The following is a 12,446-nucleotide window of genomic DNA, read 5'->3' as shown; positions in this document are numbered from 1 at the left end:
ACGAATCCCACCCCCGTCTCGGTTGGCGCCGAGGCGGGGGTCGGACATACCGTTAGGGCGTGACGCAGACGGCGGGACGCCCATGAACCTCGATGACGGCCCCCTGGACCCGTTCCTGGGCGACCCGGACGACCCGGCCGGTCTTCTGGACGACGCCGAGCCGGCCCAGCCGCTGAGCGACGACGAGCGCGCCGACGTCCTGGCCGACCTCGCCGAGCTCAGCGAGTTCCGCGTGACGCTCGAACCGCACGGCATCGCCGGCATCACCGTCGACTGCGGCGACTGCGGCGAGCAGCATTTCTTCGGTTGGGACCTGATGGCCGCCAACCTCCGCGCCCTTCTGGGTGAGGGACGAACGCACGTGCACGAGCCGGCCTTCGCGCCCGATCAGGACGCCTACGTCAGCTGGGACTACGCCCGGGGCTACGCCGACGCGGTGCAGGCCCTGAGCAAGCGCCGCTGATCGGGGGTTTTGCCGAGAATCGGGGCTTTTGCGGCCGGGCGATTCGGGCCGCCCGGGACTATGGTCCCGACTTGGGACTTCGAGTTGCCATTTACCGATGTCGGGAAACCGCACGCGTCACCTTTGCCGCGCTCGATCTTTGAATGATCAGACGATCGCCAACCGAGGACGGCGATCCACGTCATTCAGGGGGACGCCGATGGCCGAGGTGAGGCGGTTTCCCGCCCTCCGCGAGGGCGACTGGGACTGGCAGATGGCGGCCGCGTGCCGCGGAAGCGACACCGCGAACTTCTATCACCCGGAGAACGAACGGGGGCCGTCCCGGGCGCGCCGCGAGATGCGCGCCAAGGCGGTCTGCGGCAGTTGCCCGGTCATCGAGAGCTGCCTGCGCTGGGCGCTCGCCGCGCGCGAACCGTACGGCGTGTGGGGCGGCCTGTCCGTCGAGGAGCGCGAAGCCCTCCTGACCTTCCAACCGGCGTAAGCGCACCGACGGCTGGAAACGAACCAGCCTCGCCGCACGCGGGGCTGGAAGCCAGAGGCAACAACGCCACGTACGACGAGGCTGGAACGAAAAACAGCAGTTAATCGCGGGGAGGCGGCTCAGAAACCCGGGCCGTGGCTGTGGCCGTGGCCGCCGTGGCCGTGGCCGTCGTGGGAGTGCTCCTCCTCGGCCGGCTTCTCCACCACCGCACTCTGCGTGGTCAGCAGCAGCGAGGCGACCGACGCCGCGTTGGACAGCGCCGCCTTGGTCACCTTGACCGGGTCGACCACGCCGGCCTCGAGCAGGTCGACGTACTCACCCGTCGCGGCGTCGAGGCCGTGGTTCTCGGGCAGGTCGCGGACCTTGGCGACTACGACGTAACCCTCTTCGCCGGCGTTGCTGGCGATCCAGCGCAGCGGCTCGACCAGGCCCGTCCGGACGACAGCCACGCCGGTGGCCTCGTCACCCTTGAGGCCGAGGTCGCCGTCGAGTGCGCTCGAGGCGTGCACGAGGGCCGCTCCGCCGCCGGCGATGATGCCCTCGTCGACCGCGGCGCGGGTGGCGGCGATCGCGTCCTCGATGCGGTGCTTGCGCTCCTTCAGCTCGACCTCCGTGGCCGCGCCGACCTTGATCACGCCGACGCCACCTGCGAGCTTGGCGAGCCGCTCCTGCAGCTTCTCGCGGTCCCAGTCGGAGTCCGTCTCGTCGATCTCGCGACGGATCTGGGCGACGCGCGCATCGATGTCGCTCTGCGCGGCCGCACCGTGGGTGACCGTCGTCGTGTCCTTGGTGACGACGACCCGGCCGGCCTTGCCCATGACGTCCAGGCCGGCCTGGTCGAGCTTGAGCCCGACCTCCGGGGCTATGACCTGGGCGCCGGTGACGATGGCGAGGTCCTGCAGGAAGGCCTTGCGGCGGTCGCCGAAGAAGGGCGCCTTGACCGCGACAGCAGAGAACGTCTTGCGGATCGAGTTCACGACCAGCGTCGACAGCGCCTCGCCGTCGACGTCCTCGGCGATGATCACCAGGGGCTTGCCCGACTCGGCGACCTTCTCCAGAACCGGCAGCAGGTCGGCGACCGAGGAGATCTTCTGCGTGGTGATGAGCAGGTACGGGTCGTCGAAGACGGCCTCGCTCGCCTCGGCGTCGGTGACGAAGTACGGGCTGATGTAGCCCTTGTCGAACTGCATGCCCTCGGTGAACTCGAGCTCGGTGGTCATCGTCTGGGCTTCCTCGACAGTGATGACACCGTCCTTGCCCACCTTGGTGAACGCCTCGCCGATCAGGGCGCCGATGGTGGCGTCCTGCGCCGAGATCGTCGCGACGTGGGCGATGCCGCCCTCGTCGTCGACCGGATGGGCGGCCTTGTCGAGGGCGAGGTTGACGGCCTCGACGGCCGCGTCGATGCCGCGCTTGAGCGACATGGGGTTCGCACCGGCGGCGACGTTCTTGAGGCCGGCGTTGACGAGCGCCTGGGCGAGGACGGTGGCCGTCGTCGTTCCGTCACCGGCGACGTCGTTGGTCTTGGTGGCGACGGACTTGGCGAGCTGCGCGCCGAGGTTCTCATACGGGTCGTCGAGCTCGATCTCGCGGGCGATCGTCACGCCGTCGTTGGTGATGGTCGGTGCGCCGAAGCTCTTGTCGAGGACGACGTTGCGGCCGCGGGGGCCGAGCGTCACCTTGACGGCGTTGGCCAGCTTGTCAACGCCGCGCTCGAGCGCGCGCCGGGCGTCCTCGTCGAAACTGAGGATCTTCGCCATGGGTTTCCCTTCGATGTGCGTGGCCCATCCGAAACGCCCCGACCGCGGAAGGCGGCCGGGGCGAGACGGTGGAGGCTACTTCTCGATGATCGCGAGGACGTCGCGGGCGGAGAGCACGAGGTACTCCTCGCCGGCGTACTTGACCTCGGTGCCGCCGTACTTGCTGTAGAGAACGACGTCGCCGACGGTCACGTCGAGCGGGACGCGGTTGCCGTTGTCGTCGATGCGGCCGGGGCCGACGGCGAGAACGGTGCCCTCCTGGGGCTTCTCCTTGGCGGTGTCCGGAATGACGATGCCCGAGGCAGTGGTGGTCTCCGCCTCGTTCGCCTGCACGACAATGCGGTCCTCGAGCGGCTTGATGCTGACCTTGGTGGCGGTCACGGTGTGGCTCCCCTTCTCGGGTGTGAAGTTCTGTGGTTACCGGGGACGGCTGCCGTCGCGGGGGTCAACCGGTCCCTCATTGGCACTCTAACGCGGTGAGTGCCAACTGTCGACGCCGGGGTGGGTTACCCGGTTCAGCCGTCGGACGGTCCGCCTAGCCTGACCCTCCGGACGGCGACAGGAGGTGCGATGGCAGACGCCGAGGACGTGCGTCGGTGCGCTCTGGCCCTGCCGCAGGTTGAGGAGATCCACAGCGAGGGCTTCGACTTCCGCGTCGGCGGCAAGGGGTTCGTGTGGTCCTACCCGGAACGCCGACCCGGCGCGCGGCGGGTGATCCGGACCGACGTCGCCGTCCTGTACGTCGGCGACGAGGCCGAGAAGCAGGCCCTGCTCCTGGGCGAGCCGGAGCTCTTCTTCACCACGCCGGGCTATGACGGCTGGCCGCTGGTCATGCTGCGGCTCGACGAGGTGGACCCCGATCGGCTGGCCGAACTGGTCACGGACGCGTGGCGGATGCGCGGCCAGGTGAGCGCCTGAGTCAGCTGAACCGGACGGCTGACCAGGTCGCCCCTCCGTCACGGGTCGTCCAGATCGAGCGACCACCGTCGGTGACCGCCCGCCCGACCTGCCGGGACTCGAAGCCGATGAAGGTCACCGCACCTGTGACGTCGGGCATCGTGCGCCAGGTCGCCCCTCCGTCGGTACTGCGGGCCAGGCCGGTGCCGCCGGTGACGAGCACCGTCGCCGCGTCGCCGGTGAGCAGGCCGGCGGTTGCGGCGGGGACCGTGCCGGCCTGACGGGCGAAGTGCCGCCCGGCGTCGGTCGAGTTGGCGACGAAACTGCCGTGCTGCGCCGAGCGCTCGGTGCACAGGACGCTCACCCGGCCATCGGGCGCGGCGGTCACCGCAACGGAGTCGACCTCGGGGGAGCCCTGCGGACACGGCTCCCCGGCTGCGCTCCAGTGCCGCCCGTCGTCGGTCGACGAGTACAGGGTCGACGTCGCGTCCTGCGCGCCCCCGGCCGGATTGCGCCGGAGGAGCAGGTAGGCGGCAGAGCCTCCACGGGACAGCGCGACGTCCGAGCCGGACAGCGGGCCGCGGACGGCGAGGTCGCCCGCGGTCCAGTTCGCCGCACCCAGCGGCGCCGTCTCCACCCGGATGTCGCACGGGCCGGGACAGCCGGTGCCGCTGGACGTCACCCGGACGACGTTGTTGTCCAGGGATTCGAGCAGGATTGCGCCGCCCTTCGCGCGCGACCACGAGCGTCCGCCGTTCGTCGTCATGAAGAACGCGCCTTCCCCGTAGGCGTATCCCACCTGGGCGTTGGCGAAGCGCAGGTGCCGCACGCAGGGGTCGGCGCAGTTCCTGACGCCCGGCACGTTGAAGCCGCCCCCGCGGACGTCCCGCCAGGTCCGGCCGTCCGTGGTCCGCAGCAGCGCCGTGCACCGCCCGGGCCCGGAGACGCAGTCCGCCGAGGCCAGCGCCCACCCCTCGTCCACACCGGCGAAGGTGAGGTCGAGGACGCGCACCCCGCGCAGGCCCTTCTGGCCGGCCGGCGCGACGGCGTGTCCCGTCGGGGTCGGCGAGGCCGGCCGTGGGGCGGACGTCATCAGCGAGGGCGTGTGTGTGTGCGGTGCAGCCGGTGGGGCGCCATGGGCGCTCGGGTGGTAGTTCTCGATGGCCGAGACGGCCGCGACGACGGCGCCCACTGCGCCGGCCGCGACGAGCGGCAGGGCCCAGGTGCGCCACCCCCAGAGCCGACGCCCACGGCCCGGCGCCGCCGTCGGGGCGGCGTGGATGATCCGCTCGGCCAGCATGCCGCCGGGCGGTGCTTCGTCGGCGTGCCGGGCGAGGCTGGCGCGCAGCGCGGCCGCGGCCGGATCCCGGTCGTATTCGTCGCTCATCGCATGCTCCCGGTCGCGGGTGGTTGCGGCTGGGTCATCTGCTCCCGCAACGTGGCCAGCCCGCGGCTGATCAGGCTGCGCACCGTGCCGACCCGGCAGCCGAGGGCAGCGGCGGAATCGACGTCGTTCAGGTCCTCGAAGAAGCGCAGGACGAGCGCCGCGCGCTGCCGATCGGGTAAATCGCGCAGACCCGCCCAGATCTCGTCGCGATCGGCCAGTTGGCCGAACAGGTCCCGGTCGTCGAGTCGCTCGGGCACGTCCTCATAGGCATACTCGCGCCGGGCAGCGCGTCTTTGATGGTTGATGTAGCGGTTCGTCAGGCAGCGGCGCACGTAGGCCAGCGGCACGTCGGCGGCCTCGACCCGACCCCATTTCGGGTAGAGCTGGACGAGCGTGTCCTGGACGAGTTCCTCCGCATTCGCCCCGTCGCCCGTCAGCAAGAAGGCGGTCCGCAGCAATGCCTGGGTGTGCTCGCGGACGAACCCCGCGAACCCCGTCTCCGCTTCCACAAGCACCTCCACACCACGTAGACAGCGCGGAGAGCCGATCCGTTGCCTACTTCAGCGGCTCATAGTGCGCGTTGTCGTCGTCGAGGCGCCAGACAGTGCGGGTGCGCGACGGAGTGGGCACACCCTTGGCCTGCAGGGGTCGCCAGAGCGGCCGGTGCCACGTGGTGACCGGGATCGACGGCACCACCTGCACGTAGCGGGGGCGCTGGACGGCCGGCAGCTTGCCCAGCGCCTTGTCGAGGTCGCCCGCGCTCAGCTCGGCACCGGGGCGCAGAGTCACCGCGCCGACGAGGACGTCCGCGCCGCCGTCGTTCAGCCCGTACGCGATCACCAGGTCGACACAGGGGATCGAGCCCAGGGCGTACCGCGTGCCCGAGGGCAGCGCCGGACCGGAGGCGGTCTGCACGACCTCCGCGGCCTGCCCGGCCAGCCAGAGGTCACCCTGATCGTCGCGCAGGAAAAGGTCGCCGGTCGAGCGCCAGGCGTCGCCGCTGTCGAAGATGCCGCGCAAGGTCGCGTCGCTCATCGAGTCGGCCGGGTTGACGCGGGCGAGCAGCAACCCCACCTCGTCCACGCGGCATTCGCGGCCGAAGCCGTCGGCGTTGAGCTTCAGCTTCCCGGCGACGAAGTCGTAGGCCGCGACCCGTACCTCGGGGGTGCCCGGCAGCGGCTTGCCCATCGACCCGACCGCGCGCCCACTGACGTTCGCGAGGATCGCCTCGCCCTCGGCCGACGCGTAGAACTCGAGCACCCGCGCCGACGGGAACCGCTCGTTCGTCCGCCGCCAGAGATTGCGCGGCATGCCGGATCCCATGAACATCCGGATGGGATGGTGCTGCTCGTTCGGGTGCGGCGGGGCGTTCACCACCGGGCGCAGGGACGTCCATGTGTAGGACACGTGCGTGGCGCCGTAGCGGCGGACCTCCTCCCAGAACGTGTTCGGGTCGTCGGCGCTGGCCATGGCGAACCGGGCCCCGCCCGCGACCGCTCCGCCGATGCTCATCAACAGGGCCGACGTGTGGTGCACCGGCGTCACGCTGTAGACGGTGTCGCCCGGCTTGAGCGCCGCGGCGCTGGCCGTGCCGAGGGCGGACAACGCCCAGCGCCGGTTGGTGATGTGCAGCGGCTTCGTGCCGGTGCCCTCGCCGGTGAACAGGACGAACGCGATGTCCCCGGCCCGGTGCGGGTTGGCGCGGTACCAGGCCGGCAGCTCCACCTCGTCGGGGTCGATCTGTTCCATGTCGATGACGGCGGGGTCGACATCGCGGCGGGGTGCGTCGGGGGCGCCGCCGCCGAGGACGGCCCAGGTCACCCCGTCGATCTTCTCCGCCGGCGCCGCGTGCTCCGGATCGGAGATGATCCAGGTGACACGGCTGAGCGCCGTCTCGCGGGCGAAGTCCCCGTCCGGGCGCAGCAGCACGGCCGTCGCGCCGAGCCGGCTCAGCGCCGATACGACGGTGAACGCACTCGGCCGGGTGTGCATGAGGACACCGACGCGGTCGCCGTGCCGCACGCCAATGCTGACCAGGCCCTTGACCACGTTGTCGATGCGGCGGCTGACGTCGTCCCAGCGGTAGGCGCGGTCGCCGAACAGGAACGCGATGTCCTTCGGCGCGCGCCGGGCGGCCTCGTCGATGAGCAGGCCGAGCGAGATGCGGGTCGTGGGATTGAGCTGCTGGATGCGAGCGAGCTTGGGCAGCTGGAGCGGCGCCTCGCGGGAGACGTTGGTGACCAGCCGAGCAGCGCGGCGGGTGGAGGTCACCACCACCCGCCCGGCCGCCAGACCGAGTTCGGTGGCCTGCGCGATCGCCGTCGCCGCGGCGGTGGGTCGCGGCGGATTGCCGGGCTCGACCGTCTCGGCCGGCTTGATCGTGTCCGGCAGCTCGCCCTTGCCGGTGCGCCAGTCGACCCAGCCGGCCACGGCCGGCCAGGTGAGCCGAGTGGCCGACGATCCGACGACGAGGCCGAAATGCCCACCCGGCAACGTCACCTCGTACACGTCGGCCCGCGGCGCCGCGCGGCGGACCGCCCGGACCGAATCGGGATGCCCGATCGTGTCGGTGGCGCCGACGAACGTGAGGACGGGCAGGTCGATGTCGGCCAGGGTGACGAGTCGGTCGTCGATGACGAAGCCGCCCTCGAGCATGCGGTTGTGGGTGACGAACTGCTCGAGCAACTCGGCGATCGCCGGGCCGGAGTACGCCGTCCATCCCTTCTGGTCGAGGAACTGGCGCTGCCGTTCGCGCGGGAGCAGCGCGTCGCGGTTGTGCAGCGCCAGCAGAAACTGCACCCGGCCCTGCACCGACTTGGCCGGGCTGAGCATCTTGAAGCCCATCCGGACCATCCAGCTCGGCAGGGCGACGCGGCGCAGCAGCCCGCTCTCGACGAGCTCGCCGGCCAGCCGGGCGACCACGTCCGGTGAGATCGGGATCGGCAAGGGGGCGGTGGTGTCCACCGGGGAACCGAAGGTGACGAGGGAGTCGATGCCCTTGGCACGGCGGTAAGCTGCGGTCTGGTAGGCGAACATGCCGCCCTGCGAGTAGCCGGCGAGAACCACCGATCGCCCGGTCGCCTCGTTCACCCGCTCGACGGCGTCGCTGACCGCCAGCACGTGGTCGGTCAGGGTGCGCTCGAGACCACCCGGCTCCCGGTCGGGGTTGCCGAAGTCGACCACCCAGGCGTCGATGCCGGCGCCGTGCAGCGCGGCAACGGCCGACGTGCTGGGCGAGACGTCCCACACCTCGGTCGCCATCATCAGAGGCGGGACGAGCAGGACCGGCATCGCGCCGGCCGGCGGGTCGTCGGCGAAGTAGTGGCGCAGCCGGTAGTTCGGCTGCTCGGCGACGACCGTGTAGGGCGACTCCTCCTCGTCGGTCTCGAGGCCGCCGAAGCGCATCACCTCGGCAACGTTGCGCGCGGTGTGGGACACACGTCTGGCGTAGCGGACGGCCGAGGCCGGCCCTAGTCCGCCGGGGCGCTTCGCCGGCGCTGCGCCGGGACGCGGCCGGTCGACCTCTTCGGGGTCCGGGTTGTCGGGGGAGTTGGCCACGGTTTGCACTGTGTCTCTGTTTGCGGCGGGGTGCAAGCTCAGCGGGGAACGGGTTCGAAAGACCACACGTGCGGCGCCCGGGCGACCAGCACGGGCGGCGCGTCGGGCAGGCCCTGTCCGGTGGCGTCGATGACCACGACCCGCCCGTCGGCGCTGCGGTAGACGTCGGCGTCCGGCTGGGCGTGGGCCAGCGCCCAGGCGACCAGGTCGTCGCTGCACCCGTCCGCCGCCTTGGCCTCCCACATGGTCGTGCGTGTCATGTCAGCTGGGCCTGTTGCAGTTCGACGGTCGGGACGGCCGAGAAGTCCAGCGGCGACGGGGACGCGCCGTTGCGCACCAGCAGGTCGCCGATCGCGGCGATCATCGCGCCGTTGTCGGTGCACAGTCGCATCGGCGGGACGCGTAGTTCGATGCCCGCCGAATCGCACCGCTCCTGGGCCAGCGCCCGGATCCGGCTGTTGGCGGCCACTCCCCCGACGACGACGAGCGTGTCGACGTCCTGCTGCCGACAGGCGCGGATCGCCTTGGCGGTGAGGACGTCGGCCACTGCCTCTTGGAAACTGGCCGCGAGGTCGTTGACGTCGGCGCCTGGATTCTTCTCGACGTACCGGGCGACGGCGGTCTTCAGCCCGGAGAACGAGAAGCCGAGCGGCGGGTCGTTCACGCCGGTGAGCGGACGCGGAAAGGCGATCGCGGTGCGATCGCCGTCCCGGGCCGCCCGGTCGATGGACGGGCCAACGGGGTAGGGCAGCCCGATCAACCGGGCGACCTTGTCGAACGCTTCGCCGGCCGCGTCGTCGAACGTGTCGGACAGGTGGACGATCGGGGTGCGGACGAGATCGCGCACGAACAGCAGCGAGGTGTGCCCGCCGCTCACGATCAGGGCGACCGAGCGGTCGGGCAGCGGGCCGTGCTCGAGGGTGTCGGCCGCGGCGTGCCCGGCCAGGTGGTGGACGCCGTAGAGCTGGACGCCGAGGGCGAGCGAGTACGCCTTGGCCGCCGCGACGCCGACGTGCAAGGCGGTGGCCAGCCCCGGTCCCGCTGTGACGGCGACCGCGCCGACGTCGCCGAGGTTTATCCGGGCGTTGACGAGAGCGGCGTGGACCGTCGGAACCATGGCCTGCAGGTGGGCGCGGGCGGCGATCTCGGGGACGACTCCCCCGAACCGGGCGTGCTCGTCCATGCTCGACGCCAAGGCGTCGCCGAGCAGCACGCCGTCCTGGACGAAGCCGATGCCGGTCTCGTCGCACGACGTCTCGATGCCCATGACGATGGTCATGAACCGACCAGCTCCTTGCGCATCGTGACGGCGTCGACCCGGCCGCCGTCGTAGTAGCCGCGGCGCAGACCGAGTTCGGTGAAGCCTTCGCTCGTGTAGAGCTCGCGGGCGGCGAGGTTGTCGACCCGAACCTCGAGGAACGCCTCGCGTGCGCCGCGGCGGACGGCTTCGGCGAGCAGGTCGTCGACCATGCGTCGGGCCACGCCGGTGCGACGAGCTGTCGGCACGACGCCCACGGTGAGGATCTGCGCGGTGTCGGCGATCACCATGACCCCGGCCCAGCCGAGCAGTTCGCCGTCCGGTCCCTCGGCGGCGACGTAGTGGCGCGTGCGGGTGTCGACCAGCTCGGCTCGATAGCTGCCGCGCGACCAGGCCTCGGTGCCGAACATGTCATGTTCGTAAGGCATCAAGGCGTCGATGTGCGAGCGGCGCATGGCGACGATGGTGGCGTTCACTGGCTCACCGTCTTGGGCGCGCCGGGCACAACCGCGTCGGGACGGCGCAGGTACAGCGGGTTGAGCGGCTCGGAGGGAGCGCCTGCGGTGATCCGCTCGAGGGCGAGGCGGACGAGCGCGACGGGGTCCGGGTAGTGCTCGGGGCGACGGGTCAGCTCGGGCCAGACGTCGGAGTACAGCTCGGCGGCCGCGCCGGCGACGGCGGTGACCCCCTCGAGCGGGACGTCGGCCGGGCGGTCGACGGCCGGGCCGGTGAGCCGGCGGCCGGATTCATAGCGGGCCCAGTAGACCTCGTGCCGGCGCGCATCGGTGATCACGAGCAGCGAGGGCTCGTGGGCGCAGGCGGCACCGAGCGCGTCGAGCGACCCGACTGCGTAGACGGGGATGCCCGCGGCGTCGGTGAAGGCCGCCGCGGTGACCATGCCCACGCGAAGCCCGGTGTACGGACCGGGGCCCATGCCGACGACGACGGCGGCGACGTCGCGCGGCGTGACGCCGAGATCGGCCAGGCACGCGGCGATGCTGGGCGTGAGGAGCTCACCGTGGCCGCGCGGGGCCAGGGCCGTGCGCTCGGCGGCGAGGGCGATGTCGCCGCCGACCGTCACCACGCCGGCCGTCACGGCCGGTGACGAGGTGTCGATCGCGAGTACGAGCACGATGACCCAGCGTAATGGCGTCGGTGCCGCCGGTGCCGCCTAGCACCGACCGGCGACAATTCCCGGTCGATGGCTGTGGACAGTCGACCGTTGTCCACAAATCGTCGAAACCAAGCATCGCCCACCGCTGTTCACCGCAGACTCGGGGCATGAGCGCGGTGCTGGAGCACACGACCGGAGCCCCGGTCGCGGTCGCGACTGCGCACTCCACCGTGGACGACCTGCTCGCGGGCGACCTGACTCTGCTTTCCGAGGACGAGCTGCTCGAGGTGGTACGCGAGACGGAGCGGCTCCGCCGCCGGATCGCGGCCGTCCAGCACGCACAGATCCTCGAGCTGGAACGTCGGGGCGTACCGGCGGCGCACTTGGTGCGGACCACCGGCCAGTTCCTCCGCATGCTGCTGCGCCTGGACCCTTCCGAAGCGGCCAGCCGCGTCCGAGCCGCGGAAGCCGCCGGGCAGCGGCGCAGCCTGACCGGCGAAGTCCTCCGTCCGGCTTACCCGACGCTCGCGGCGGCACAAGCCGCGGGGCTGGTCTCCGAGCGGCACGCGCGAGTCGTCGTCGACACTGTGGAGAAACTGCCCGATCAGGTCCGGTGGGAACACGCCGCCCAGGTCGAAGCCGATCTGGTCGGTTACGCGGGGCAATTCGACCCCGTGCTGCTGGCTCGGGTCGCCCGACGTATCAGCGACCATCTCGATCCGGACGGCAAGTACAAGGACGTCGACTACCGGCTCCGCACCCGCGACCTCACGCTGCACGTGCGCCCCGACGGATCCAGCCGAGGGGTGTTTGAGGCGACGGCCGAGCTCACCGAACGGCTCCTGGTGACCTTCGACTCCCTCGCCGCCCCGAAGCCGGCCGCTGATGGAGTGAAAGACCCGCGCACCGCGGGACAACGGCGCCACGACGCGTTGCTCGACGCCATCACGATCCTGCAGCGGGCCGACGCGCTGCCGACGGCTGCCGGCGTGCGCGCCACCATCGTGGTCACGATGACCGAGGACGCGTACCGCACCGGGCGCGGACTCGCGGCGACCGGCCACGGCGCGCAGATTCCCGCTGACGAAGCCCTGCAATGGGCCGGCGGGGACCTGCGGCTACTGGCGGTCGTCACCGACAAGATCAAGGGAATCACGGCTTACAGCAGCAGCCACCGCCTCCATACCGAGCAACAACGTCTCGCCATGGAGGCTCGCGACCGGGGCTGCACGTTCCCCCACTGTCCGGCCCCACCCGGCCAGTGCCACATACATCACCTCAAGGACTACGACGGCACCAACACGACCGTCGACAACGGCGCCCTGGTGTGCGGACACGACCACCGAGAACAGGTCAGACAAGGCTGGACGGCGCAACTCCTCAACGGTCGTATCGCCTGGATCCCGCCCCGCTGGATCGACCCCCGGCGCAGACACCTCGCTACAACGTCCTCCACCACGCCGGCCTGCTCGATGAGTGACCCGAACCTGCTCAAGAAGCTTTCCGACACGAGTGAGGTGATCATCGA

The 12,446-nt window shown here is 71.2% G+C and carries 13 protein-coding genes; 4 read left to right on the top strand and 9 right to left on the bottom strand.

Annotation, left to right across the window (positions count from 1 at the left end):
- Window positions 1–82 precede the first annotated feature (82 nt).
- Window positions 83–463, top strand: a complete 381-nt coding sequence (locus ABR571_RS07520) for a DUF5319 domain-containing protein (protein WP_409452569.1) — start codon at window positions 83–85, stop codon at window positions 461–463.
- 199 nt (window positions 464–662) lie between these two features.
- Window positions 663–944 carry a WhiB family transcriptional regulator gene (locus tag ABR571_RS07515; RefSeq protein WP_409452568.1) on the top strand — a complete coding sequence of 94 codons (282 nt, stop codon included), beginning with the start codon at window positions 663–665 and terminating at the stop codon, window positions 942–944.
- Window positions 945–1,063: 119 nt separating this feature from the next.
- Here the strand turns inward: ABR571_RS07515 and groL are convergent, their stop codons facing one another.
- Together groL and groES are read right to left on the bottom strand one after the other, a co-directional pair.
- Window positions 1,064–2,704 (bottom strand): chaperonin GroEL, encoded by a 1,641-nt coding sequence (groL, locus tag ABR571_RS07510; RefSeq protein ID WP_409452567.1) that lies wholly within the window; start codon window positions 2,702–2,704, stop codon window positions 1,064–1,066.
- A gap of 75 nt (window positions 2,705–2,779) precedes the next feature.
- On the bottom strand, window positions 2,780–3,085 hold the full coding sequence (groES, locus tag ABR571_RS07505) for a co-chaperone GroES (RefSeq protein ID WP_409452566.1): 306 nt from the start codon (window positions 3,083–3,085) through the stop codon (window positions 2,780–2,782).
- A 189-nt stretch (window positions 3,086–3,274) separates the two neighbouring features.
- On the opposite strand from groES, the gene ABR571_RS07500 reads away from it, so the two are divergent.
- Window positions 3,275–3,622, top strand: a complete 348-nt coding sequence (locus ABR571_RS07500; protein ID WP_409452565.1) for an MmcQ/YjbR family DNA-binding protein — start codon at window positions 3,275–3,277, stop codon at window positions 3,620–3,622.
- A 1-nt stretch (window position 3,623) separates the two neighbouring features.
- On the opposite strand, the gene ABR571_RS07495 is transcribed toward ABR571_RS07500, so the two are convergent.
- The 7 genes from ABR571_RS07495 to tsaB are packed head-to-tail and all read right to left on the bottom strand — an operon-like array spanning window position 3,624 to window position 10,936.
- Window positions 3,624–4,988, bottom strand: a complete 1,365-nt coding sequence (locus tag ABR571_RS07495; protein ID WP_409452564.1) for a hypothetical protein — start codon at window positions 4,986–4,988, stop codon at window positions 3,624–3,626.
- Entirely contained in the window at window positions 4,985–5,503 is a 519-nt protein-coding gene (locus ABR571_RS07490) for a SigE family RNA polymerase sigma factor (RefSeq protein ID WP_409452563.1), read from the bottom strand. The genes ABR571_RS07495 and ABR571_RS07490 overlap by 4 nt, the downstream gene beginning before the upstream one ends.
- Window positions 5,504–5,543: 40 nt before the next feature.
- Window positions 5,544–8,546 carry an AMP-binding protein gene (locus ABR571_RS07485; protein WP_409452562.1) on the bottom strand — a complete coding sequence of 1,001 codons (3,003 nt, stop codon included), beginning with the start codon at window positions 8,544–8,546 and terminating at the stop codon, window positions 5,544–5,546.
- Between the two features lie 38 nt (window positions 8,547–8,584).
- Window positions 8,585–8,806 (bottom strand): hypothetical protein, encoded by a 222-nt coding sequence (locus ABR571_RS07480; protein WP_409452561.1) that lies wholly within the window; start codon window positions 8,804–8,806, stop codon window positions 8,585–8,587.
- Window positions 8,803–9,825: a tRNA (adenosine(37)-N6)-threonylcarbamoyltransferase complex transferase subunit TsaD gene (tsaD, locus tag ABR571_RS07475; RefSeq protein ID WP_409452560.1), complete on the bottom strand. Its 1,023-nt coding sequence runs from the start codon at window positions 9,823–9,825 to the stop codon at window positions 8,803–8,805. Before tsaD ends, ABR571_RS07480 begins: the two co-directional genes overlap by 4 nt.
- Window positions 9,822–10,280 carry a ribosomal protein S18-alanine N-acetyltransferase gene (gene rimI, locus ABR571_RS07470; RefSeq protein WP_409452559.1) on the bottom strand — a complete coding sequence of 153 codons (459 nt, stop codon included), beginning with the start codon at window positions 10,278–10,280 and terminating at the stop codon, window positions 9,822–9,824. Before rimI ends, tsaD begins: the two co-directional genes overlap by 4 nt.
- Window positions 10,277–10,936, bottom strand: coding sequence for a tRNA (adenosine(37)-N6)-threonylcarbamoyltransferase complex dimerization subunit type 1 TsaB (gene tsaB, locus ABR571_RS07465; protein ID WP_409452558.1), 660 nt, complete (start codon window positions 10,934–10,936; stop codon window positions 10,277–10,279). Before tsaB ends, rimI begins: the two co-directional genes overlap by 4 nt.
- A gap of 149 nt (window positions 10,937–11,085) precedes the next feature.
- On the opposite strand from tsaB, the gene ABR571_RS07460 reads away from it, so the two are divergent.
- A partial coding sequence (locus ABR571_RS07460; RefSeq protein ID WP_409452557.1) for a DUF222 domain-containing protein occupies window positions 11,086–12,446 on the top strand: 1,361 nt, incomplete at its 3' end.

Origin of the sequence: Jatrophihabitans sp., assembly GCF_046262535.1 — a bacterium.
In the GTDB taxonomy this organism is placed as follows: Bacteria; Actinomycetota; Actinomycetes; order Mycobacteriales; family Jatrophihabitantaceae; genus Jatrophihabitans.
The sequence above is the reverse complement of the archived record's forward strand: the minus strand, read 5'-3'. Positions and strand labels throughout refer to the sequence as shown.